At 45.1% G+C, this 22,751-nt stretch carries 25 protein-coding genes; 3 read left to right on the top strand and 22 right to left on the bottom strand.

Annotated features, from left to right (window positions below):
* Nucleotides 1-40: 40 nt before the first annotated feature.
* The 22 genes from AB4623_RS08560 to AB4623_RS08455 form a co-directional block, all read right to left on the bottom strand.
* On the bottom strand, nt 41-463 hold the full coding sequence (locus tag AB4623_RS08560) for a F0F1 ATP synthase subunit epsilon (RefSeq protein WP_017058791.1): 423 nt from the start codon (nt 461-463) through the stop codon (nt 41-43).
* 18 nt (nt 464-481) lie between these two features.
* Complete coding sequence (gene atpD, locus AB4623_RS08555) at nt 482-1,885, bottom strand: F0F1 ATP synthase subunit beta (protein WP_017058792.1); 1,404 nt, start codon at nt 1,883-1,885, stop codon at nt 482-484.
* A gap of 34 nt (nt 1,886-1,919) precedes the next feature.
* Nucleotides 1,920-2,786, bottom strand: a complete 867-nt coding sequence (gene atpG / locus AB4623_RS08550; RefSeq protein ID WP_017058793.1) for a F0F1 ATP synthase subunit gamma — start codon at nt 2,784-2,786, stop codon at nt 1,920-1,922.
* A gap of 48 nt (nt 2,787-2,834) precedes the next feature.
* Nucleotides 2,835-4,376, bottom strand: coding sequence for a F0F1 ATP synthase subunit alpha (gene atpA, locus AB4623_RS08545; protein WP_017063023.1), 1,542 nt, complete (start codon nt 4,374-4,376; stop codon nt 2,835-2,837).
* Between the two features lie 13 nt (nt 4,377-4,389).
* Nucleotides 4,390-4,923 (bottom strand): F0F1 ATP synthase subunit delta, encoded by a 534-nt coding sequence (gene atpH / locus AB4623_RS08540; protein ID WP_010433233.1) that lies wholly within the window; start codon nt 4,921-4,923, stop codon nt 4,390-4,392.
* 15 nt (nt 4,924-4,938) lie between these two features.
* Nucleotides 4,939-5,409 carry a F0F1 ATP synthase subunit B gene (gene atpF / locus AB4623_RS08535; protein ID WP_010433231.1) on the bottom strand — a complete coding sequence of 157 codons (471 nt, stop codon included), beginning with the start codon at nt 5,407-5,409 and terminating at the stop codon, nt 4,939-4,941.
* Between the two features lie 59 nt (nt 5,410-5,468).
* Nucleotides 5,469-5,726, bottom strand: a complete 258-nt coding sequence (atpE, locus tag AB4623_RS08530; RefSeq protein ID WP_004411110.1) for a F0F1 ATP synthase subunit C — start codon at nt 5,724-5,726, stop codon at nt 5,469-5,471.
* A 49-nt stretch (nt 5,727-5,775) separates the two neighbouring features.
* Nucleotides 5,776-6,573 (bottom strand): F0F1 ATP synthase subunit A, encoded by a 798-nt coding sequence (atpB, locus tag AB4623_RS08525; RefSeq protein ID WP_009848124.1) that lies wholly within the window; start codon nt 6,571-6,573, stop codon nt 5,776-5,778.
* 8 nt (nt 6,574-6,581) lie between these two features.
* Entirely contained in the window at nt 6,582-6,971 is a 390-nt protein-coding gene (locus AB4623_RS08520) for a F0F1 ATP synthase subunit I (RefSeq protein ID WP_010433210.1), read from the bottom strand.
* A gap of 191 nt (nt 6,972-7,162) precedes the next feature.
* The gene (locus tag AB4623_RS08515; RefSeq protein WP_017063024.1) at nt 7,163-8,044 is read right to left on the bottom strand and encodes a ParB/RepB/Spo0J family partition protein; all 882 of its coding nucleotides are present in this window, start codon (nt 8,042-8,044) and stop codon (nt 7,163-7,165) included.
* Nucleotides 8,045-8,067: 23 nt separating this feature from the next.
* Nucleotides 8,068-8,841 (bottom strand): ParA family protein, encoded by a 774-nt coding sequence (locus AB4623_RS08510; RefSeq protein ID WP_029235097.1) that lies wholly within the window; start codon nt 8,839-8,841, stop codon nt 8,068-8,070.
* Nucleotides 8,842-8,855: 14 nt separating this feature from the next.
* Nucleotides 8,856-9,488, bottom strand: coding sequence for a 16S rRNA (guanine(527)-N(7))-methyltransferase RsmG (gene rsmG / locus AB4623_RS08505; RefSeq protein WP_017058801.1), 633 nt, complete (start codon nt 9,486-9,488; stop codon nt 8,856-8,858).
* On the bottom strand, nt 9,488-11,383 hold the full coding sequence (mnmG, locus tag AB4623_RS08500; RefSeq protein ID WP_102429010.1) for a tRNA uridine-5-carboxymethylaminomethyl(34) synthesis enzyme MnmG: 1,896 nt from the start codon (nt 11,381-11,383) through the stop codon (nt 9,488-9,490). The genes rsmG and mnmG overlap by 1 nt, the downstream gene beginning before the upstream one ends.
* 482 nt (nt 11,384-11,865) lie before the next feature.
* Nucleotides 11,866-12,300, bottom strand: a complete 435-nt coding sequence (mioC, locus tag AB4623_RS08495; RefSeq protein ID WP_017058804.1) for an FMN-binding protein MioC — start codon at nt 12,298-12,300, stop codon at nt 11,866-11,868.
* Between the two features lie 50 nt (nt 12,301-12,350).
* Complete coding sequence (gene mnmE, locus AB4623_RS08490) at nt 12,351-13,712, bottom strand: tRNA uridine-5-carboxymethylaminomethyl(34) synthesis GTPase MnmE (protein WP_372146163.1); 1,362 nt, start codon at nt 13,710-13,712, stop codon at nt 12,351-12,353.
* A 130-nt stretch (nt 13,713-13,842) separates the two neighbouring features.
* On the bottom strand, nt 13,843-15,465 hold the full coding sequence (gene yidC, locus AB4623_RS08485) for a membrane protein insertase YidC (protein WP_017058806.1): 1,623 nt from the start codon (nt 15,463-15,465) through the stop codon (nt 13,843-13,845).
* A gap of 2 nt (nt 15,466-15,467) precedes the next feature.
* Nucleotides 15,468-15,725, bottom strand: coding sequence for a membrane protein insertion efficiency factor YidD (gene yidD / locus AB4623_RS08480; protein WP_004735802.1), 258 nt, complete (start codon nt 15,723-15,725; stop codon nt 15,468-15,470).
* Nucleotides 15,692-16,015, bottom strand: coding sequence for a ribonuclease P protein component (gene rnpA, locus AB4623_RS08475; RefSeq protein ID WP_372146161.1), 324 nt, complete (start codon nt 16,013-16,015; stop codon nt 15,692-15,694). Before rnpA ends, yidD begins: the two co-directional genes overlap by 34 nt.
* 45 nt (nt 16,016-16,060) lie before the next feature.
* Entirely contained in the window at nt 16,061-16,195 is a 135-nt protein-coding gene (gene rpmH, locus AB4623_RS08470; RefSeq protein WP_004735800.1) for a 50S ribosomal protein L34, read from the bottom strand.
* 206 nt (nt 16,196-16,401) lie between these two features.
* The gene (locus AB4623_RS08465) at nt 16,402-17,139 is read right to left on the bottom strand and encodes an amino acid ABC transporter ATP-binding protein (protein ID WP_017058807.1); all 738 of its coding nucleotides are present in this window, start codon (nt 17,137-17,139) and stop codon (nt 16,402-16,404) included.
* The gene (locus tag AB4623_RS08460; RefSeq protein WP_009848134.1) at nt 17,136-17,807 is read right to left on the bottom strand and encodes an amino acid ABC transporter permease; all 672 of its coding nucleotides are present in this window, start codon (nt 17,805-17,807) and stop codon (nt 17,136-17,138) included. Before AB4623_RS08460 ends, AB4623_RS08465 begins: the two co-directional genes overlap by 4 nt.
* Before the next feature lie 135 nt (nt 17,808-17,942).
* Entirely contained in the window at nt 17,943-18,692 is a 750-nt protein-coding gene (locus AB4623_RS08455; RefSeq protein ID WP_009848135.1) for an amino acid ABC transporter substrate-binding protein, read from the bottom strand.
* 311 nt (nt 18,693-19,003) lie between these two features.
* On the opposite strand from AB4623_RS08455, the gene dnaA reads away from it, so the two are divergent.
* The 3 genes from dnaA to recF all read left to right on the top strand — a co-directional run bounded on the left by dnaA (nt 19,004) and on the right by recF (nt 22,740).
* A complete protein-coding gene (gene dnaA, locus AB4623_RS08450; RefSeq protein ID WP_017058808.1) occupies nt 19,004-20,425 on the top strand; it encodes a chromosomal replication initiator protein DnaA in 1,422 nt (473 codons plus the stop codon).
* 81 nt (nt 20,426-20,506) lie between these two features.
* Nucleotides 20,507-21,607: a DNA polymerase III subunit beta gene (gene dnaN / locus AB4623_RS08445; RefSeq protein WP_017058809.1), complete on the top strand. Its 1,101-nt coding sequence runs from the start codon at nt 20,507-20,509 to the stop codon at nt 21,605-21,607.
* Between the two features lie 53 nt (nt 21,608-21,660).
* Nucleotides 21,661-22,740, top strand: coding sequence for a DNA replication/repair protein RecF (gene recF, locus AB4623_RS08440; RefSeq protein ID WP_017058810.1), 1,080 nt, complete (start codon nt 21,661-21,663; stop codon nt 22,738-22,740).
* Nucleotides 22,741-22,751 lie beyond the last annotated feature (11 nt).

The raw sequence follows: 22,751 nt of genomic DNA, 5'->3' as shown, positions 1-22,751 counted from the left end.
TTAGGTCGCCTTTATCTCAGAGTCTGTAATCTTAAAAAGATTAACGACGCTGTTTTGTCAGTTCGATAACTCGTAACTGAGCAATGGCTTTAGCCAGTTCACCGGCCGCTTGTGCGAAGTCTATGTCGCCATGCTGATTTTGGATATTCTCCACAGCCTTGCGCTTAGCTTCTTCCGCCTTTGCTGCGTCTAGCTCTTCACCACGGATAGCTGTATCAGCCAGTACAGTTGCTGTACCAGGCTGAACTTCTACCATACCACCAGAAACATAAATTATTTCTTCGTGGCCGTGCTGCTTAACAATACGCACCATGCCAGGCTTGATAGCGGTCAGCAGTGGACAGTGACCATGGAAAATACCAAGTTCACCCTCACTACCGGTCACCTGAAACGTCTCAACAAGGCCTGAGAAAATTTGTTTCTCTGCACTTACAACGTCTAGGTGAAAGGTTATTGCTGCCATATCGCCTCCTAGTTAGCCTTATAGCTTCTTAGCATTCTCGATAGCTTCGTCAATTGCACCACAGTACATGAACGCTTGCTCTGGAATGTCATCGTATTCACCAGATAGAAGACCTTGGAAGCCACGTAGAGTCTCTTTAAGAGGTACGTAAATGCCTGGGTCACCTGTAAATACTTCCGCTACGTGGTAAGGCTGAGTTAGGAACTTCTCAATCTTACGAGCACGAGATACAACTTGCTTATCTTCTTCAGATAGCTCGTCCATACCTAGGATAGCAATGATATCTTTCAGCTCTTTATAGCGCTGAAGAGTAGACTGAACGCCACGAGCGATGTCGTAGTGCTCTTGTCCAACTACCAATGGATCCAGTTGACGTGAAGTAGAATCTAGCGGGTCGATCGCAGGGTATAGACCCATAGATGCGATGTTACGGTTAAGTACAACCGTTGCATCCAAGTGAGCGAACGTTGTTGCTGGAGACGGGTCAGTCAAGTCATCCGCAGGTACGTATACCGCCTGTACAGACGTGATAGAACCAGCTTTAGTTGACGTGATACGCTCTTGTAGAACACCCATTTCTTCAGCCAGTGTAGGTTGGTAACCTACCGCAGAAGGCATACGACCTAGAAGTGCTGATACTTCAGTACCTGCTAGTGTGTAACGGTAGATGTTATCAACGAACAGTAGAACGTCACGACCTTCGTCACGGAAGCGCTCTGCCATTGTTAGGCCAGTCAGGGCAACACGTAGACGGTTACCTGGTGGCTCGTTCATCTGACCGTAAACCATCGCTACTTTTGATTCTTCAGGTTTTTCGATGTTTACAACACCTGCTTCCTGCATCTCAAAGTAGAAATCGTTACCTTCACGAGTACGCTCACCTACACCTGCAAATACAGATAGGCCTGAGTGTTGAAGTGCGATGTTGTTGATAAGTTCCATCATGTTAACGGTCTTACCTACACCAGCACCACCGAATAGACCGATTTTACCACCCTTAGCGAATGGACAAATCAAGTCGATTACTTTAACACCAGTTTCTAGAAGAGCTGTCTCGTTAGACTGCTCTTCGTAGCTTGGAGCTTCACGGTGAATGGCGTAATGCTCTTCAGCACCAATCTCGCCACACTCATCAATCGCGTCACCTAGGACATTCATGATACGACCCAATGTCTTAGTACCTACTGGTACTGAGATTGGAGCGCCAGTATTTTCAACTGTCAAACCACGACGTAAACCATCAGAGCTACCCATTACGATTGCGCGAACTACGCCACCGCCAAGTTGTTGCTGAACTTCAAGAACTAGACGTTCTTGTACTTCATTAACATTCAGAGCGTCGTATACACGAGGTACTTCACCCTGTGGGAACTCTACGTCGACTACCGCACCGATGATCTGTACGATCTTACCTGTAGCCATCGTTAATCCTCTAACTATTTAGTTTTACCTAAGCTTAAACCGCAGCTGCGCCTGAAACGATCTCAGAAAGTTCTTGTGTAATTGCCGCTTGACGCGCTTTGTTGTACACAAGTTCTAAGTCATCAATAATGTCACCAGCGTTATCTGTTGCTGATTTCATAGCAATCATTCGAGCCGCTTGCTCACAAGCAAGGTTCTCGACCACACCTTGATATACTTGAGATTCGACGTAGCGAACCAGTAGTGCATCTAGTAGTGGTTTTGGCTCAGGCTCATAAATGTAGTCCCAAGCATGATCGCGTTTCATGTCTTCGCTGTCTGATTTAGGCAAAGGAAGTAATTGATCGATCGTTGGTTCTTGTACCATAGTGTTTTCAAACTTGTTGAACACTACGAACAGGCGATCCAATTCGCCTTCATCATATTTCTTCAGCATAACGCTTACAGAGCCAATCAAGTCTTCAAGGCTTGGGCGATCGCCCAGACCAGAAACTTGAGCTGCTACTTTCGCGCCGCTGTTGTTGAAAAATGCTGTCGCTTTTGAACCTACAATTGCAAGTTCAACGTCAGCACCTTTCTCAGACCAATCTTTCATGTCGTTCATGGCTTTTTTGAACAAGTTAATGTTCAAACCACCACAAAGACCACGGTCTGTAGAAACGATGATGTAACCAACACGTTTGGCTTCACGTTCCTCAAGATAAGGATGCTTATACTCGAGGCTACCATTAGCCAAATGACCGATCACTTTACGCATTGTTTCTGCATATGGACGAGTAGCTTCCATTGCGTCTTGAGAACGACGCATTTTTGAAGCTGCTACCATTTCCATTGCTTTCGTAATCTTCTGTGTGCTTTTAACACTACCGATTTTATTACGTATCTCTTTTGCGCCGGCCATCGTTACTCTCCGTTAATGGTATGAGGTGGCCCTAAGACCACCTACCAATTACCAGGTCTGGGTTGCCTTGAAATCGTCAACAAGCTTCTTCAGCTCAGCTTCGATTTCTTTATTGAAAGCACCCGTTGTGTCGATCTGTGTTGCTAGATCGGCATATTGACCACGAGCAAACGACAGTAAAGCAGCTTCAAAGTCTAGAACTTTAGAAAGTTCAACGTCTTGAAGGTATCCACGCTCTGCAGCGAAGATTACTAGAGCTTGGTCAAATACAGACATAGGAGCGTATTGCTTCTGCTTCATCAGTTCTGTAACTTTTTGACCATGGTCTAGCTGCTTCTTAGTCGCTTCATCAAGATCCGAAGAGAACTGAGCAAATGCTGCAAGTTCACGGTATTGAGCTAGAGCAGTACGGATACCGCCAGATAGCTTCTTGATGATTTTAGTCTGCGCCGAACCACCTACACGAGAAACTGAGATACCAGGGTCAACAGCTGGACGTACGCCCGCGTTGAATAGCTCAGTTTGTAGGAAGATCTGACCATCGGTAATCGAGATTACGTTCGTCGGTACGAATGCAGATACGTCACCAGCTTGCGTTTCGATGATAGGAAGAGCAGTTAAAGAACCCGTCTTGCCTTTCACTTCGCCTTTAGTGAATTCTTCTACGTAGTGTTCGCTTACACGAGCAGCACGCTCTAGTAGACGAGAGTGAAGGTAGAAAACATCACCAGGGAACGCTTCACGACCTGGTGGACGCTTAAGCAGTAGTGAGATCTGACGGTAAGCGACAGCTTGCTTAGATAGATCATCATAAACAATCAGTGCATCTTCACCGCGATCACGGAAGTATTCGCCCATCGCACAACCAGCATACGGTGCAAGGTATTGCAGCGCTGCAGATTCAGAAGCCGATGCAACAACAACAACAGTGTTTGCTAGTGCGCCGTGCTCTTCTAGTTTGCGAACTACGTTAGCAATAGTCGACGCTTTTTGGCCGATAGCTACGTAGATAGAGAAAATACCAGAATCTTTTTGGTTAATAATCGCATCGATCGCCATTGCTGTTTTACCAGTCTGACGGTCACCGATTACTAGTTCACGTTGACCACGACCGATAGGGATCATTGAGTCAACAGACTTGTAACCAGTTTGAACAGGTTGATCTACCGATTTACGGTCGATTACACCTGGTGCGATAATTTCTACAGGCGAAGTCAATTTAGCTTCGATTGGACCTTTACCATCAATTGGCTCACCTAGCGTGTTTACAACACGACCAAGCATTTCAGGACCTACTGGTACTTCTAGAATACGACCAGTACCTGTAACTTTCATGCCTTCCTGTAGGTCAGCATACGGGCCCATTACAACAGCACCAACCGAATCACGGTTCAAGTTCAGTGCTAGAGCGTAACGGCCACCCGGTAGTTCGATCATTTCACCTTGCATCACGTCCGCTAGGCCGTGGATGCTAAGGATGCCATCGCTTACAGAAACGATAGTACCTTCATTGCGAGCTTCACTAACAACGTCGAAAGATTCAATACGTTGTTTAATTAGATCGCTAATTTCAGTGGAATTAAGTTGCATGCTCCAATCCCCATTAAGACTGCAATGCATCGCTCAGGCGGTCTAAACGACTGCGCGCTGAGTTATCGATGACTAGGTCTCCGGCTCGAATAATAACTCCACTAAGTAGAGTCTCATCTATACTGCAATTCAGCTGAACTTTGCGCGCAAGGCGCAGTTCCAATTTGCTGATAATGCTTGTGCGTTGTTCTTCAGAAAGTTCAACAGCTGAAGTAACTTCAACGTCGATCTCTTTCTCATACTCTTTTTTGAGTATAAAGAACTCTTTACAAACATCAGGAAAAGCCATTAAGCGGCCATTCTCTGCCATCACTTTAATTAAGTTCTGGCCGAATTCATCAAATTGTTCGCCACAAATTACAATGAATACTTCAGCTAATTTTTCAGCAGTCATAGAACCGCTTAATAAATTGTGAACATCATCATTTTGTGCCACTTCGGCAGCAAAAGTAAGCATTTGACCCCATTGGTCTAGCTCACCTTTATCTACCGCAAAGTCAAACGCTGCTTTAGCATAGGGGCGTGCGATTGTAGTCAAATCAGACATATACAGCCCCTTGCTTTAAAGTTTTGCAGTAATGTTGTTAAGAAGATCATCGTGTACATCTTTATCGATTGTACGCTCAAGGATTTTCTCAGCACCAGCTATAGCCAGAGTTGCGACTTGTTTGCGCAGGTCATCACGGGCACGTGTACGCTCTGCTTCAATTTCTGCTTCAGCTTGCGCTAAGATTTTCTGGCGTTCTGCCTGAGCTTCTTCGCGTGCTTCATCAATAATTTGAGCTTTACGTTTGTTTGCCTGATCAATAACCTCAGTTGCAGTGCGCTTTGCTTCTTTCATTTGCTCAGAAGCGTTGGCTTGTGCCAGGTTCAAGTCTTTAGCAGCGCGTTCAGCGGCTACAAGACCGTCAGCAATTTTTTTCTGACGTTCTTCAATTGCTTGCATGATTGGTGGCCATACATATTTCATGCAGAACCAAACAAACAGTGAAAAAGCAATTGCTTGACCTAGCAGAGTTGCGTTCATATTCACAACAGCTACCCCTCGTTAAGAATCAACTACAAAAATTTAATTAACTATTAAAGAGTTAATTAGCCTGCTAGTTGACCAACAAATGGGTTAGCAAACGTGAATAGTAGTGCGATTACGATACCGATCATTGGAACAGCATCCAGTAGACCAGCGATGATGAACATCTTAACTTGTAGCATTGGAGCCATTTCAGGTTGACGCGCAGCGCCTTCTAGGAATTTACCACCAAGAATAGCAAAACCAATTGCAGTACCTACGGCACAAAGACCAACAATAATAGCAACAGCGATTGCTGAAAAACTTAGTACAGTTTCCATTTACGTTCTCCGATTAACATTAATAGTTAGAATAAAGCTTAAAAATTTTTTAGTGATCACTATCTTCATGAGCCATTGATAAGTAAACGATTGTCAACATCATGAAAACAAACGCTTGAATCAATATAACTAAGATATGGAAGATAGCCCAAGGTAGTGCACCTACCCATTGTAAGTACCACGGTAGCATTGCCGCGATAAGAATAAACACCACCTCACCCGCAAACATATTACCAAATAAACGCATACCTAGAGATAGTGGCTTCGCTAATAACGAAATTACCTCAAGTACCAAGTTAAATGGGATCATGATTGGGTGATTAAATGGATGCAGTGCCAATTCTTTAGCAAATCCGCCTAGGCCTTTCACTTTGATGCTGTAGTAGATCATCAGAGCAAAAACACCCAAAGCCATTGCCATGGTTATATTTACATCAGCTGTAGGAACCACTTTCAAGTAAGGGATACCTAGCCAATGCTCTGCAGGATATGGTAAGAAATCGATAGGCACTAAGTCCATCAAGTTCATAATGATAATCCAGCAGAATATAGTCAGTGCTAGTGGGGCAATCAGAGGGTTGCGACCATGGAAAGTTTCTTTAACGTTGTCGCCAACGAATTCCACTACCATTTCAACAAAACACTGAAGCTTACCAGGTACACCTACTGTTGCTTTCTTAGCGACTGAGCGAAAAACCCAAAGGAATAACATCCCTGTCAACACCGAAAAAAACAGACTGTCTATATGTACGTTCCAGAAACTTGTCTCCTCTACAAGACCAAACTTAGCTAAAGAAAGGTTTTGTAAATGGTGTTCAATGTATCCGGATGCTGTTGGCGCAGCCATAACTCATCCTATTTTTTATTGTTAATGAAAAGCACTGGCGCAAAGATATTAATACCTAGAACCAGTAAATAGGTCAGTTTGAGGGGAATTAATTCCACCTGCATATACATGTAGACAATAGAGAATAGTAGAACTGTGATAAGGATCTTTAGTGCTTCACCTGCATAGAACGACGCCGCAACTAACTTAGTTGCGCGAGCTCCACAAAATAGGAAAGCACACACACAAAAAACCACATTCGCGATGACAAAAATACCGCCACCAACCAATGCAGCAAAACCCCAATCAGGATTAACAGCTAAACCTAACCCTATCGCCACTAATATAACCGCGCTAAGCTCGATCAATAACATTTGCTTTGCAAGCACTCGTCCTGGTCTTGCTAACGCCGCTACCATGTATTCGTTCCTCTTTAAGCCCACTTTACCACTCGCTTAAAAGCGTGCTGAGAAATTGGCGAAAATTATACGTTCAGCCAAATTGATTGCAATAAGAATGCAGCAATCATTTACATTTCTGTATACAAACCGACAACTTTTGTAAGAAATTACTTGTTTATTACATAATTGACCTAAATCAATTATCTCATTTAGTACTCTAGTTTAGCAATAAGTTGCTCTAATTTGTGAGGCTCATCAAGAGTAATTGTCACTTTTGACTTACCGCTAACAGAACGAGTAACTGAAACGTTTGCTTGCAATTTTTCCGTGAGTCTTCGTGAAAGTTCGATGGCCTCAGTGTCTTCGGGCTTCGATTCCGCTTCAACGTCTGGTTTTAAGCACTTTTTGACAAGTTGCTCAGTTTGACGCACGGTCATTTTTTTGGTTGCTGCGGTATTCGCTGCCTCAACCTGGGTAACACCTTCAAGCGCAAGCAGTGCTCTAGCATGCCCCATTTCTAGTTGTTTACTGGAAACTAAACCTTTTACTTCATTTTCGAGCTGATTTAGACGTAATAAGTTACTAACGGTAGCTCTGGATTTACCAATCACATCGGCGACCTGCTGATGTGTCAGTGAAAACTCGTTCTGCAAGCGCTCTAGCGCTTGTGATTCTTCGATAACATTCAGATCTTCACGTTGAATGTTCTCGATCAATGCCATCGCAATCGCGGCCTTGTCTTCTACTCTCTTGATCAAGCATGGAACTTGTTTAAGACCAGCTTGACGAGCCGCTCTCCAACGACGTTCACCAGCAATAATCTCAAATTGGTCGTGCGCTAAAGGGCGTACAACGATCGGTTGGATAATGCCTTGAGATTGTATAGATGCCGCTAACTCTTCTAGCGCTTCCGGCGCAATATCCTTACGCGGTTGATATACACCAGGCTTCAAGCAACCAACAGCCAGTTCAATAAGCTCACCATCAGCCGACAACGCCTGACTATGAGAAGCAACTTGCTGTTTTTCACGAGCCAATGAGCTAGTTGCAAGCAATGCATCTAGCCCTTTTCCTAAACCACGCTTAGACATTGAGCGAATTCCTTTGGTTGGACCTATACTGGGACTTCTTCACGACGCAACATTTCGCCAGCAAGAGCAAGGTAAGCCTTAGCTCCTGCGGAATATTTGTCGTAGTACATTGCTGGCTTGCCGTGACTCGGGGCTTCTGCCAGACGCACATTTCTAGGGATCACAGTTCGGTAGACTTTGCTACCAAAGTGTTTTTTGAGTTGATCAGATACTTCGTTCGATAAGCGGTTGCGAGGATCGTACATAGTACGCAGAAGACCTTCGATCTTCAGGTTCTCGTTTACAACAGCCGCTAGCTTACTGATGGTATCCATCAATGCAGTCAAACCTTCCAAAGCAAAGTATTCACATTGCATAGGAACCAATACGGAGTCGGCCGCAGCCATCGCGTTGATTGTAAGAAGGTTTAATGAGGGCGGGCAATCAATAAAGATGAAATCATAGTTATTACGAATGGGTTCGAGTGCATTTTTTAAACGAACTTCACGAGCAAACACTTCCATCAGCTTGATTTCTGCCGCAGTAACATCACCGTTCGCGGCGATGAGGTCATAATTGCCAGATGTACTCCGGCAAACCACCTCATCAAATGGGGTGTCTTCAACCAACAAATCGTAAGCTGTTGCTTCAACTTGATACTTGTCGACACCGCTCGCCATAGTGGCATTACCTTGAGGATCGAGGTCAACAACCAATATCTTGCGTTTTGTTGCCGCCATTGATGCTGCTAAATTAATGCAAGTTGTTGTTTTTCCTACGCCACCCTTCTGGTTGGCAATTGCTACGATTCTACCCACTATGGCCTCGCTGATTATCCCTGACGCGATAAAGTAACTAGATGACGCTCTCCATCAAGCTCTGGCACTTGCAAAGCTTTAATGTCTGTCACTGAACACCATTCAGGTAACAGGTCGATTTCGTCTCTAGGATGTTGTCCCTTAAGAGCCAAAAATACACCGGATTGCTCTTTAGGTAAATGGTGACACCACTCTACCATGTCTGTCATTGACGCAAATGCACGACTGAGCACTGCATCAAACTTTTCTTCTGGTTGAAATTCTTCAACGCGACTTTGAACCGGTACCACGTTGTCGATACCCAACTCATGAATCACCTGTTTGATAAAACGAATACGCTTACCTAGGCTGTCTAGCAAGTAAAACTCGCAGTCTGGATTCATGATTGAGAGCGGAATCCCAGGAAGACCAGGTCCCGTACCCACATCGATAAAGCGCTTACCTTGTAAGTGAGTGCTAACAATGATGCTATCTAAGATATGTTTCACCATCATTTCTTGTGGGTCACGAACTGATGTTAGGTTATAAGCTTTGTTCCACTTGTTCAGTAACTCAACGTAGCCAACCAACTGGCCACGTTGTTTTTCAGATACTTCAAGTTCAGTCTGGCCAATAAGGTGATCCAGTTTTTCGCGTAATGCGCTCATTATGCTTCCTCACCTTTTTTCAACAGGCCGTGTTTTTTCAAGTAAACCAACAGAATTGAGATTGCTGCAGGTGTGATACCTGAAATTCGCGAAGCAATACCAATTGAGTCAGGCTTAGCTGTCGTTAGTTTAAGAACCACTTCGTTAGAAAGTCCTTTTACCTTGCTGTAATCGATATCAGCAGGCAGTTTGGTGTTTTCATGACGCAGTGATTTTTCAATTTCGTCTTGTTGACGCTGAATGTAACCATCGTACTTCACTTGGATCTCAACTTGCTCAGACGCTTGTTGATCTTCCAGTGCAGGACCAAAACGATCCAATGCGGTTAACTGTGAATAAGTCATTTCAGGGCGACGAAGAAGATCTTCACCGCTCGCTTCACGAGACATTGGTGTTTTCAGAATTTGGTTCAGTTGATCAATATCTTCAGATTTTGGATTAATCCAAGTCTCTTTCAGACGTTGACGCTCCTTCTCCATGTTTTCCATCTTCTCGTTGAAACGAGCCCAACGAGCGTCATCAACAAGGCCAAGTTCACGCGACTTTTCAGTCAAGCGGATATCGGCGTTGTCTTCACGAAGCAGCAGACGGTATTCCGCGCGAGACGTAAACATGCGGTAAGGTTCTTTGGTACCCATGGTAGATAGGTCGTCGATAAGCACGCCCATGTAAGCTTGGTCACGACGTGGACTCCAGCCTTCTTTGCCTTGAGTAAACAAACTTGCATTCAGACCGGCCATCAAGCCTTGTGCAGCCGCTTCTTCATAGCCAGTGGTACCGTTGATTTGACCCGCAAAGAATAGACCTTTGATAAACTTAGTTTCGTAAGTCAGCTTAAGGTCGCGAGGATCAAAGAAATCGTACTCAATCGCATAGCCAGGGCGAACGATATGAGCATTTTCAAAGCCCTTCATCGAACGAACAATTTGAACCTGTACATCAAACGGCAGACTGGTAGAGATACCATTCGGGTATAGCTCGTGAGTCGTTAGACCTTCTGGCTCAATAAAAATTTGGTGACTGTTCTTGTCAGCAAAACGCATTACTTTGTCTTCAATCGAAGGGCAGTAACGAGGGCCAATGCCTTCAATCACACCCGCGTACATAGGGCTGCGATCAAGGTTGGCACGAATTACGTCATGCGTATTTTCATTGGTATGCGTGATGTAACATGGAATTTGACGAGGTTGTTGAGCTCGGCTGCCCATGAACGAGAAAACAGGCGTCGGGTTATCACCGTTCTGAACCTCAAGCTCAGAAAAATCAACGCTACGCGCATCGATACGAGGAGGAGTACCTGTTTTCAGGCGATCAACTCGGAATGGAAGATCACGAAGACGGTCAGCCAGTGCGATCGATGGTGGATCACCAGCACGGCCACCTGAAGAACTTTCCATACCAATATGGATCTTGCCGCCTAGGAATGTGCCCACAGTCAGAACCACAGCGCTTGCGCGGAACTTAAGGCCCATCTGCGTTACCACACCTACCACTTGATCCTGTTCAACGATCAAGTCATCAACCGACTGTTGGAACAAAGTCAGGTTTGGCGTGTTTTCAAGAACGTTACGAACAAAGGCTTTGTACAGTGCGCGGTCAGCTTGTGCACGAGTAGCACGAACCGCAGGGCCTTTTGATGCGTTCAATGTTCTGAACTGAATACCTGCATGATCAATAGCTTGCGCCATTAATCCACCCATTGCATCGACCTCTTTTACCAAGTGGCCCTTACCGATCCCGCCAATGGCTGGGTTACAAGACATTTGTCCTAGTGTATCGATATTATGAGTAAGTAATAACGTACTTTGACCAGTACGTGCAGATGCGAGTGCGGCTTCCGTTCCTGCATGGCCACCACCAACAACGATGACGTCAAATTTTTCGTGATAAAGCATGAACCGACCTCAGGTATTCAAACGTTTTCTAGATTGATAAAAAGGAGCGATATTCTACCTGTTTTCATAGCCTGAGAAAACGTTTTTGGGATTTTTCGAAAAAGCTGTTTTTAATTAATATAGATAAGATCTTTAAGGAGATCTTTTATTAGATCTATTATTAGGATCGAGGGTATCTGTGGATAAGTCGGAAATGATCAACGAGATCATGGATCTTTTTTGGATCAAATGATGTGATCTAACTTTGATCAGGATGAGGATTAGCTGGGATCAAAATGGCTACTTATTCACAGGAGGAAATTAGCCTAAAACTTGTTATTTGGATAACTATAGGTTAATCACCGTATATGTATGATCTTATCCACAGCAGAAATTGAAAATAGATCGCTAATTTTCGATGTTTTTGAAAAAAAGTTATTCACAATCACGATGTTCAGAGACAAAAAAAGCGGCATAAGCCGCTTTTTGAGAGAGGAGAGAGGTTAAAACTGGTCGCTATGATCGTTGAACCAAGCTTCTGCTGCGTCTTCTGGTACCGGAGTTTCCAATACATCGATGGTAAAACAGTCAGAAATAGGCTGAGCACCGAGCTCTTTCATCTGGCTGTGGACTGATTTTCCCGCCAAACAGAAGGTATCGTAACTCGAATCACCAAGCGCCACGACAGCAAAGCGAACCGGGCTTAAATCTGGAGATTGCTGGGTCAATGCGTCGATAAACGGCTTAATATTATCTGGAAATTCACCCGCACCATGAGTTGAAGTCACCAGCAACCAAAAGCCTTGTTGGGGAATATCATCGAATTCAGGCTGATTATGAAGGGTGATCTCGTGGCCTTGCTCTTCAAGAAGATCATTAAGGTGATCGCCAACGTACTCTGCACCACCTAAGGTGCTGCCTGTAATAATGTGGATCATTAAGCTGTCCTTACTAAAGAAAAAGGCCAGCATGAGCCGGCCTTTAAAGGTTATTTACCAATACAGAAAGAGGTGAAGATACGGCCGAGTAGGTCATCGGAACTGAATTCACCAGTAATCTCGTTAAGGTGTTGCTGCGTTATACGCAGTTCTTCTGCCAAGATTTCCCCTGCCATATAGCCTTCGAGCTGTTGCTGGCCAATATCTAGATGCTCAGATGCGCGTTCTAGGGCATCTAAGTGGCGACGACGTGCCATGAAGCCACCTTCATTGCCACCAGCAAAGCCCATGCAATCTTTTAAGTGATTACGTAGTGCATCAACGCCTTGTCCCGTCTTTGCTGATAGTCGAATCAGAGTTGGATCATTAACATGGCAAATCCCGAGATCTTCACCGGTTTGATCGGCTTTGTTACGAATCACGGTCATTCCGATGTTATTCGGCAGACGATCAACGAAATCTGGCCAGATATCTTTCGGGTCGGTTGCATCGGTAGTGGTGCCATCGACCATAAATAAAACGCGATCGGCTTGAGCAATTTCTTCCCAAGCGCGTTCAATACCGATTTTTTCGACTTCATCCGAGGCTTCACGCAGGCCTGCGGTATCAATAATGTGCAGTGGCATACCATCAATATGGATATGTTCACGAAGTACATCACGGGTTGTACCTGCAATATCAGTCACAATCGCGGAGTCTTTACCCGATAATGCATTCAGTAAGCTCGACTTACCGGCATTAGGACGACCTGCAATCACCACCTTCATACCTTCACGCATGATGGCACCTTGATTGGCTTCTTGGCGAACCGCTTCGAGGTTGTCGATGATAGCTTGTAAGTCAGCACTTACTTTACCGTCAGCAAGGAAATCAATCTCTTCTTCTGGGAAGTCGATAGCGGCTTCAACATAGATGCGTAAGTGAATCAGAGAATCCACCAGCGTATTAATGCGTTTTGAAAACTCGCCTTGTAACGATTGCAGAGCTGATTTCGCCGCTTCTTCTGAACTGGCATCAATGAGGTCAGCAATCGCTTCTGCTTGGGTTAAATCCATCTTGTCGTTCAAGAAGGCACGCTCCGAGAACTCACCTGGGCGTGCTGCGCGTAGCCCTGGAATAGCGAGGATGCGCTTGATGAGCATATCCATTACCACAGGACCACCGTGGCCTTGCAGCTCTATAACGTCTTCACCGGTAAACGAGTGCGGGTTAGGAAAGTAAAGCGCGATGCCTTGGTCTAGCTCTAAACCATCGTGAGATTTAAAAGGGGTGTACTCAGCGTAACGTGGTTTCAGTACTTTGCCGGTAACTTCAAGCGCAACTTGGGCTGCTTGTGGGCCTGAAACGCGAATAATACCGACGCCGCCACGGCCGGGTGCAGTCGCTTGAGCAACAATCGTATCTGTAGTCATAGTTGTGCCTGCTAGCATGTGAAAGCCAAAAAGGGGCGCTCACGATTAATCAATTAGCTGAATTGTAATCAGCTAAAAACAAAAAGGCGACCTTTTGGTCGCCTTTCTTTGTCTCTTTCTATTATCGAACTTACTTAGAATGTAAGCCTTTCTTTTCCAGCGCGCGGTAGATAAGCGTTTGCTGAATCAGAGTTACGATGTTCGATACTAGCCAGTATAGAACCAGACCTGAAGGGAAGAACAGGAAGAAGAATGTGAACATAACCGGCATAAAGGTCATGATCTTCTGCTGCATTGGATCCGTTACAGTTGTCGGGCTCATCTTCTGGATTAGGAACATTGAAGCACCCATCAGAAGTGGCAAGATGTAGTATGGGTCTTGTGCTGAAAGGTCAGTAATCCAACCGAAGAACGGTGAGTGACGCAGTTCAACAGACTCCATTAGTGCCCAGTATAGCGAAATGAAGATAGGCATTTGCAGAAGGATAGGTAAACAGCCACCTAGTGGGTTTACTTTCTCTTTCTTGTAAAGCTCCATCATTTCTTGGCTCATGCGTTGACGGTCGTCGCCGATACGCTCACGCATTGCAGTCAGCTTAGGCTGAAGCATACGCATTTTCGCCATAGACGTGTACTGAGCTTTCGTTAGTGGGTACATAGCACCACGAACGATGAAAGTTAGACAGATGATTGCCAGACCCCAGTTCACAACGATGCCTTGAATGAACGAAAGCAGAGTATGAAGTGGTTTAGCAATGAACCATAACCAACCGTAGTCAACTACTAGGTCTAGGTTAGGTGCAACAGCAGCCATTTGGTCTTGAAGTTTAGGACCAACCCAAAGCGTTGCTTTGAAGTTTGCTTCGTCGCCAGTAGCGATGGTTTTGTTCGGCATGCGAACACCGATGTCGCCAAGGTTACCAATTACACGAGTGTAAAGGTTGCTGCCTGCTTCGTCGCGTGGGATCCATGCACTTGCAAAGTAGTGCTGAATCATCGCTGCCCAACCTTGACCGTTTGCTAGGTTAAGAGACAGGTTGCGATCTTGCATGTCGTCGAAGCTGTATTTTTTGTAACGCGTATCTTCCGTAGAGTAAGCACCACCACGGTAAGTTGGCATTGTTAGGCTACCGCCGTCATCCATTACGTTCTGACGCAGGTGAGCGTACATGCCGAATGTCGCGTTGTTACCAGAGTTGTTGACTACATCGTATTCAACATCCATTGCGTAGCTGCCACGCTTAAGGATGAATGTTTTCGTGTAATCAAGGCCGTTCGCTTGGTAAGTCATCGGGATGCGTAGTTCATCCTGACCATCAGCAAGCGTGAAGCTGTCTGCTGAAACTGTGTAGCTTGGGCGGTTTGTGCTGCTTAAATCGATACCTTGAGGACCCACTAGACCGCTTTGTGCGATAAATTGGTGACCTGGTTCGTTTTTAAGAAGAACAAACGTATCTTCAGAATCGAACTCAGCAGAGTAATCGTTTAGGTTTGCTTTAACGACATCACCACCAACCGTATCAATTGACAGAGTCAGTACATCAGTTGTTACTGTGATAGTTTTAGCAGAAGAAGCAACTTGACCAGGAGCCGGGTCTAGATCATCTGCATAAGATGGCGCTGGTAGGGTGCTGCCAGATTGTGCCTGCTCAACCGCTTGTGGTGCTGGATTCTGAGCTACGTTCCATTGTTGGAACAGTAGGAAAGAAACCAAAGCCAATGCGATTAACAGGATATTACGTTGAGAATCCATCGTTATTTATCTCTGTCTTGTTTTTGGACTGGTGGAACGGGGTCAAAGCCCCCTTCGTTCAAAGGATGGCATTTTAATAGACGTTTGCCTGATAACCAACACCCTTTTACAAAACCGTGAGCTTTCAACGCTTCTATCGCATATAAAGAGCAGGTTGGAGTAAATCGGCAGCGTGGGCCGATGAGTGGACTAATAAACCATCTATAAAAATAGATGGGTATTAGCGCTATCCACGCGAAGGGCGAGACAGGCGAAGCCATAATTTGTCGAGTAGCTTGAACATTTCTTCATTGCTTAAATCTTGCGCGCTCTTCTTAGCGATTACAACAAAATCTTTGTTAGGAAGTTTGTGTTGAGTGTTACGAAAGCTTTCACGAGTAAGACGCTTGAATCGGTTACGACCCACGGCGGTTTTAATCTGCTTTTTCGGAACGGCTAATCCAAGACGAGGATTTGAAAGATAGTTATTTCGGGCAATGATGGTGAAATGAGGGGAGCCAGCTCGATGAGCTTGCTTGAAGACATTTTGATAATGTTCGGGAGTTAACAAGCGTAACTCCCGACCGAAGGCTAGCTTATTCAAAATAATCAAAGATTACTTAGAAAGACGCTTACGGCCTTTTGCACGACGTGCATTGATTGTTGCGCGACCGTTCTTAGTAGCCATGCGAGCACGGAAACCGTGAGTACGCTTACGCTTTAGAACTGTAGGTTGAAAAGTGCGTTTCATTGTAATTACCTTACTGATCAGTAGTTTTAGGTTTTTGTTAAACCCGGCGTGGGCATTTTTTCTCTTCTTTATATAAGAAAGGAAAACCGACGCCTCTCAACAAAGAGGCGGAATTGTAATCACTGTCACAAAAAGTGTCAATGATTGGGTTAACTAAAATTCCGGTCGGGGGATTATACGTAGAATAACTAAAATCACAAGGATCCTTAGTCGATCCCAACCTTATTTAAGAATTTTTTTAATTTAGGATCCTGTGGATTACCAAAAATATCCTGTGGAGATCCCTGCTCGATAATATGACCGTCAGCCATGAAGATCACTCGGTCTGCGACCTCTCTCGCGAACTGCATTTCATGGGTAACCACCAGCATGGTTTGATGCTGATTTGCCAGTTTTTTCATTAGGTTAAGCACTTCGCCAACCCACTCAGGATCGAGCGCTGAAGTCGGCTCATCAAACAGTAAAAGCTCGGGTTGTAGTGCCATTGCACGGCCAATACCCACCCGTTGTTGCTGGCCACCAGAGAGCGCGGCTGGGTAGCTATCACCTTTGTCACCTAAGCCAATATCATCAAGTATTTGTTGTGCTTTTTCATGGGCTTGCTGTTTTTTCCAACCACGAACGGTAATTAAACCTTCAGCAATATTCTGTCTCGCGGTTTGGTGAGCGAACAGTGCATAGTTTTGGAACACAAAACCGGTCTTACGACGCAGTGCAAGCACCTCTGCCTTAGTGTGTTTCTGAGTATCAACCTTGATATCATCAATCGAAATCGTGCCTTGATCGGCTTGCTCTAGAAAATTCACACAACGCAGTAGGGTAGATTTACCCGTACCACTTGAACCTATGATGACAATTATCTCACCTTGTTTGATTTCTAGGTCGATCCCTTTCAAAACTTCGGTGTCACCAAACTGCTTGTGGATATTTTGTAATTTGATCATCGTACATACGCCTTATTCAGTTTCACTTCGGCCCAAATTTGAATACGAGTGAGGATAACCACCACGCCCCAGTAAATCAGTGCGACTGCTAAGAAAGCCTCGAAGAAGCGGAAACTTGAAGAAGCCTCCATCTGAGCTTTAGCCATGATTTCGGCGACACCTAGGGTGAAGGCAAGTGAAGTCGACTTGATCATATCGATGAAGTAGTTCATCAACGACGGCAGTGCCACGCGAGTTGCTTGCGGTAAGATCACTCGGCGCATCGCTTGGCTGGTTGTCATACCGACCGAAAGGCTGGCTTCCATCTGGCTGCGATCAATACCGATAATCGCGGCACGAATACTTTCTGCCATATACGCGGCAAAGTGCAGGGTTAAGCCAATCACAGCGGCGCTGAAGGCATCCAACCCAACCATCCACGGGAAGACTTGTGGTAAGCCGTAATAAAGGAGGAACAGCTGCACCAACAGTGGTGTGCCTCGGAAGAAGCTAATGTACAGCTGGCTCAGTTGGTCGAGCACTGGGATTTTGAATACACGAATATTCGCCAGTATCAGAGACAGGATCAGAGCAAAGAACAAGCCCCAGGTCGCCATCTCCATCGTGGTGCCTAAATACTTCAGTAGTATTGGCAACAGCTCTAGCATGTAATTAAAGTCAAATCCCATAATCTATCTCGTATTTTTATTGGCAGTGTTGTTCTATATGTAAGTACTGTTGTATCAGGTTTTTTAATCAGTGCACAAAAGCAAAAAGCCCACCGCTGTATAAAGCAGTGGGCCTTGAATGGAGAAAGTGAGTAATTACTTCTGAGTAATGTCCGCACCAAACCATTTCTGAGAGATACTTTCTAGCGTACCATCTGCGCGCATTGCTGCTAATGCTTCATTTACTTCTGCTTGCAGTTTTTTGCCGTTATCGTTGTCGACGAAAGGCCAAGCGTTTTCAATTGTTTCGAATGGCTGACCTGCTAGTTGTAATGGTAGACCAGTCTTCTTGATAAGCTCTAGTGCTGATAGGCGATCCATTACGAATGCATCGGCACGACCCAGTGCCACGTCATGTTCAATACCTGTATCGTAGGTTTTTACATTGATCTTGCCATCTTTGTCGTAGCTGCGAAGCAGTTGTTCAAAGTTTGAGCCTAGGTTTACCGCAACCGTCTTGCCATCAAGGTCTTCGATGCCTTTAATGCTGTCATTACCTTTACGAACGGTAATTTGTGCGCCGTCTACTACGTATGGGTCTGCGAATAGGTATTTCGCTTTACGTGCATCCGTCATTGTAATTTGGTTTGAAATGGTATCGATGCGACCCGTTTCAAGAAGACCAAACAGACCAGAGAAGTTTGCCGTTACGTATTCAACCTTGTAATCGTTACGCTTACCGATCTCATCCCATAAATCCACTTCAAAACCCTGTAGCTGGTCTTGTTTAACGAACGTAAACGGGAAATAGCGACCAGACATGCCGACTTTAACTTCAGTCGCAGCTTGAACAGTAGCAGCAGAGAGTGCGATAGCCGCAATTGCAGCCTTAATCCAGTTATTCATTTGGTAACTCCTTATATTTATGGGTTTGGATGTTACTGGGAAAATGCTCACTAGAATAAATAACCAGATGTTATTAACCATAACCAGATTGAATTCCCGATTTGGGGATAACTAGCAAGGATCCGGGCATAAGTGGATCATTGTGTGAGTAAATTAGGGGCAAGATGTGTGGATCCACCGATAAATTACAAATTTATTGTGAATAACTTGGATCTTATTCACTGGATCTGTGATCAATTGCTGGTGATCTGACTTATCAACAGGTAAAATTAGCGGTCATTTCATATTACTTTAAATAGAGTGAGGGCACCGTGTCATCTTCGCTTTGGTTGCAGTGTTTGCAACAGCTTCAAGAAGAGTTACCAGCTACAGAATTCAGTATGTGGGTTCGTCCGTTACAAGCGGAACTCAATGACAATACTCTAACTCTATTTGCACCGAACCGTTTCGTACTCGATTGGGTTCGTGATAAGTATCTAAATAGCATTAACCGTCTGCTGCAAGAATATTGCGGTAACGATATCCCACATCTTCATTTTGAAGTGGGAAGCAAGCGTGTGATTGCACCAAAGCCTGCGACACCGACACCAACTCAGACTCGCACTGCAGCTGATGTGGCCGCTGAGTCATCAGCACCTGCGCAATTACAAGCTCGCAAACCTGTCCATAATATCTGGCGTGATGAAGAGCCTGTCGCGGTTGACTTGAATCACCGCTCAAACGTGAACCCAAAACATAAGTTCAATAACTTTGTTGAAGGTAAGTCGAACCAACTCGGTTTGGCTGCGGCACGTCAGGTTTCTGATAACCCAGGTACAGCCTACAACCCGTTGTTCCTATACGGCGGCACTGGTTTAGGTAAAACGCACTTGTTGCATGCGGTGGGTAACGCCATTGTTGATAATAAGCCGAATGCGAAAGTGGTTTACATGCACTCAGAGCGTTTTGTTCAGGATATGGTAAAGGCTCTGCAAAACAACGCGATCGAAGAATTTAAGCGCTACTACCGTAGTGTTGATGCATTGCTTATCGATGACATCCAATTCTTTGCTAATAAAGAGCGTTCTCAAGAAGAGTTCTTCCATACCTTTAACGCGCTGCTTGAAGGCAATCAACAGATCATCCTAACGTCTGACCGTTATCCAAAAGAGATCAACGGGGTAGAAGATCGTCTTAAATCTCGTTTCGGCTGGGGTTTGACGGTAGCGATTGAGCCACCAGAGCTTGAGACACGTGTTGCGATCTTGATGAAGAAAGCCGAAGACCACCAAATTCACCTTGCGGATGAAGTGGCGTTCTTTATTGCCAAGCGTCTACGCTCTAACGTTCGTGAACTGGAAGGCGCATTGAACCGTGTTATTGCGAATGCAAACTTCACTGGCCGCCCGATCACGATCGACTTCGTGCGTGAAGCACTGCGTGACCTACTTGCACTGCAAGAAAAACTGGTCACTATTGATAACATTCAAAAGACAGTAGCCGAGTACTACAAAATCAAAGTCGCTGATCTATTGTCTAAGCGTCGTTCTCGTTCTGTTGCTCGTCCACGTCAATTGGCGATGGCACTGGCGAAAGAGCTAACAAACCACAGCTTGCCTGAGATTGGCGATGCATTCGGTGGTCGTGACCACACGACGGTACTACATGCTTGTCGTAAGATTGCTCAGCTGCGTGAAGAGAGCCACGACATTAAAGAAGATTATTCGAACTTGATTCGTACCCTTTCTTCTTAATACACAGTATTCTTAACCTTAATAAGCAGAATCTTGGCCACGTACTATTACGCAGTGCCATTTAGACCGTAAGAGCAAGATATGAAATTTACCATTGAACGTAGTCACCTGATTAAGCCATTACAACAAGTATCTGGCGCACTCGGTGGCAGGCCAACGCTTCCAATTCTAGGAAACCTACTGATTAAAGTAGAAGATAACGTGTTGTCGATGACAGCGACGGATCTAGAAGTTGAACTGATCAGCCGTGTAACGCTTGAAGGTGATTTCGAAGCGGGTAGCATTACCGTACCTTCACGTAAATTCCTAGATATCTGCCGTGGATTGCCAGATAACTCAGTGATCACGGTGGTATTGGATGGTGACCGTATTCAGGTTCGCTCTGGTCGTAGCCGCTTCTCTTTAGCAACATTACCTGCGGCAGATTTTCCAAATATTGAAGACTGGAGCAGTGAAGTTGAAGTGTCAGTGACACAAGCTGAACTTCGCGGTCTTATCGAGAAAACACAATTCTCAATGGCGAACCAAGATGTTCGTTACTACCTCAACGGTATGTTGTTTGAGATTGAAGGCTCTATCCTGCGCAGCGTAGCGACCGATGGTCACCGTATGGCAGTATCTCAAGCACAACTGGGTGCGGATTTTGCTCAGAAGCAGATCATTGTTCCTCGTAAAGGTGTTCAAGAGTTAGTGAAGCTATTGGATGCACCTGAACAGCCAGTAACACTGCAAATTGGTAACTCTAACGTGCGAGCTGAAGTGAACAACTATGTCTTCACTTCTAAGCTGGTTGATGGTCGTTTCCCTGATTATCGCCGCGTAATGCCGCAAAATACCACCAAGACACTTGAAGCTGGCTGTGATGAATTACGTTCAGCATTTTCTCGTGCTGCGATTCTATCGAATGAAAAATTCCGTGGTGTTCGCGTTAACCTTGCGGATAGCGAGATGCGCATTACCGCGAACAACCCAGAGCAAGAAGAAGCAGAAGAAGTACTCGATGTTAACTTCGACGGTGACGCGCTAGAGATTGGCTTCAACGTAAGCTACGTATTGGATGTTCTGAACACACTGCGTTGTGAACAAGTTCGCATCTCAATGTCAGACGCCAATGCGAGTGCTCTTATCGAGAACGCGCAAGATGACAGCGCGATGTACGTTGTTATGCCAATTCGCTTATAAGCTGCCCTATGTTGACCTACCGAGTCGTGATTGAAGATTAATATGAAGACGTTATGCCTTTATCGCGCTTAATCGTTAAGCAGTTTAGAAATATTGAAGCCTGTGACATTCAACCGTCATCAGGCTTTAACTTTCTTATAGGGGCTAACGGAAGCGGCAAAACCAGTGTCCTTGAAGCGGTGTATCTGCTCGGACATGGTCGCTCATTCAAGAGTTCACTTACCGGTCGTATCATACAAAACGAGTGTAGTGAGCTGTTTGTACATGGCCGTTTTATGACCTCGGATCAATTTGAGCTGCCAATTGGCATTAATAAGCAGCGCGATGGCACGACAGAGGTTAAAATAAGCGGTCAAACTGGGCAAAAGTTGGCTCAGTTAGCTCAAGTCTTACCTTTGCAGTTGATTCACCCTGAAGGGTTTGATTTACTAACCGATGGACCTAAGCATCGCCGAGCATTCATTGATTGGGGAGTCTTCCACAGTGAGTCGGGCTTTTATGATGCGTGGGGCAGGGTAAAGCGCCTCAATAAGCAGCGAAACGCCTTATTGAAAACGGCAACGCACTATCGAGAGCTGAGCTATTGGGACCAAGAATTGGCCCGTTTAGCAGAAAGCATCAGTCAGTGGCGTGCCACCTACGTTGATCAGCTCAAAGAAGTCGCCGAAGAAATCTGTGCGACCTTCCTTCCTGAGTTTGAGATAAAGATTAACTACTATCGTGGCTGGGACAAAGACACCCCGTACGCCGATATATTAGAAAAGAATTTTGAAAGGGATCAGCAGCTTGGTTACACCTTTAGTGGGCCAAACAAAGCGGATCTGAAGATAAAAGTGAACGGCACTCCAGTGGAAGATGTCTTGTCACGAGGTCAATTGAAGTTGATGGTGTGCGCGCTACGAGTAGCACAAGGGCAACACCTCACTCAAATGACAGGTAAGCAGTGCATCTATTTGATAGATGACTTCGCTTCCGAATTAGATAGCCAACGCCGAGCACGTCTTGCTGAGTGTTTAAAGGCGACCCAGGCTCAAGTTTTTGTAAGCTCTATTACCGCTGATCAGATTGCAGATATGCATGACGAAAATAGCAGGATGTTTCATGTGGAACATGGCAAAATAGAGCAAGGATAATTAGTCAGAGA

Source organism: Vibrio sp. 10N.222.52.C12, from assembly GCF_041474215.1.
Lineage (GTDB): Bacteria > Pseudomonadota > Gammaproteobacteria > Enterobacterales > Vibrionaceae > Vibrio > Vibrio crassostreae_C.
The sequence above is the reverse complement of the archived record's forward strand: the minus strand, read 5'-3'. Positions and strand labels throughout refer to the sequence as shown.

Excerpts from the sequence above, each read along its gene's own strand:
- AB4623_RS08560 (WP_017058791.1), bottom strand. The coding sequence starts at position 463 with ATGGCAGCAATAACCTTTCACCTAGACGTTGTAAGTGCAGAGAAACAA.
- atpD (WP_017058792.1), bottom strand. The coding sequence starts at position 1,885 with ATGGCTACAGGTAAGATCGTACAGATCATCGGTGCGGTAGTCGACGTA.
- atpG (WP_017058793.1), bottom strand. The coding sequence starts at position 2,786 with ATGGCCGGCGCAAAAGAGATACGTAATAAAATCGGTAGTGTTAAAAGC.
- atpA (WP_017063023.1), bottom strand. The coding sequence starts at position 4,376 with ATGCAACTTAATTCCACTGAAATTAGCGATCTAATTAAACAACGTATT.
- atpH (WP_010433233.1), bottom strand. The coding sequence starts at position 4,923 with ATGTCTGATTTGACTACAATCGCACGCCCCTATGCTAAAGCAGCGTTT.
- atpE (WP_004411110.1), bottom strand. The coding sequence starts at position 5,726 with ATGGAAACTGTACTAAGTTTTTCAGCAATCGCTGTTGCTATTATTGTT.
- atpB (WP_009848124.1), bottom strand. The coding sequence starts at position 6,573 with ATGGCTGCGCCAACAGCATCCGGATACATTGAACACCATTTACAAAAC.
- AB4623_RS08520 (WP_010433210.1), bottom strand. The coding sequence starts at position 6,971 with ATGGTAGCGGCGTTAGCAAGACCAGGACGAGTGCTTGCAAAGCAAATG.
- AB4623_RS08515 (WP_017063024.1), bottom strand. The coding sequence starts at position 8,044 with ATGTCTAAGCGTGGTTTAGGAAAAGGGCTAGATGCATTGCTTGCAACT.
- rsmG (WP_017058801.1), bottom strand. The coding sequence starts at position 9,488 with ATGAGCGCATTACGCGAAAAACTGGATCACCTTATTGGCCAGACTGAA.
- mnmG (WP_102429010.1), bottom strand. The coding sequence starts at position 11,383 with ATGCTTTATCACGAAAAATTTGACGTCATCGTTGTTGGTGGTGGCCAT.
- mioC (WP_017058804.1), bottom strand. The coding sequence starts at position 12,300 with ATGATCCACATTATTACAGGCAGCACCTTAGGTGGTGCAGAGTACGTT.
- mnmE (WP_372146163.1), bottom strand. The coding sequence starts at position 13,712 with ATGACTACAGATACGATTGTTGCTCAAGCGACTGCACCCGGCCGTGGC.
- yidC (WP_017058806.1), bottom strand. The coding sequence starts at position 15,465 with ATGGATTCTCAACGTAATATCCTGTTAATCGCATTGGCTTTGGTTTCT.
- yidD (WP_004735802.1), bottom strand. The coding sequence starts at position 15,725 with ATGGCTTCGCCTGTCTCGCCCTTCGCGTGGATAGCGCTAATACCCATC.
- rpmH (WP_004735800.1), bottom strand. The coding sequence starts at position 16,195 with ATGAAACGCACTTTTCAACCTACAGTTCTAAAGCGTAAGCGTACTCAC.
- AB4623_RS08465 (WP_017058807.1), bottom strand. The coding sequence starts at position 17,139 with ATGATCAAATTACAAAATATCCACAAGCAGTTTGGTGACACCGAAGTT.
- AB4623_RS08460 (WP_009848134.1), bottom strand. The coding sequence starts at position 17,807 with ATGGGATTTGACTTTAATTACATGCTAGAGCTGTTGCCAATACTACTG.
- AB4623_RS08455 (WP_009848135.1), bottom strand. The coding sequence starts at position 18,692 with ATGAATAACTGGATTAAGGCTGCAATTGCGGCTATCGCACTCTCTGCT.
- dnaN (WP_017058809.1), top strand. The coding sequence starts at position 20,507 with ATGAAATTTACCATTGAACGTAGTCACCTGATTAAGCCATTACAACAA.
- recF (WP_017058810.1), top strand. The coding sequence starts at position 21,661 with ATGCCTTTATCGCGCTTAATCGTTAAGCAGTTTAGAAATATTGAAGCC.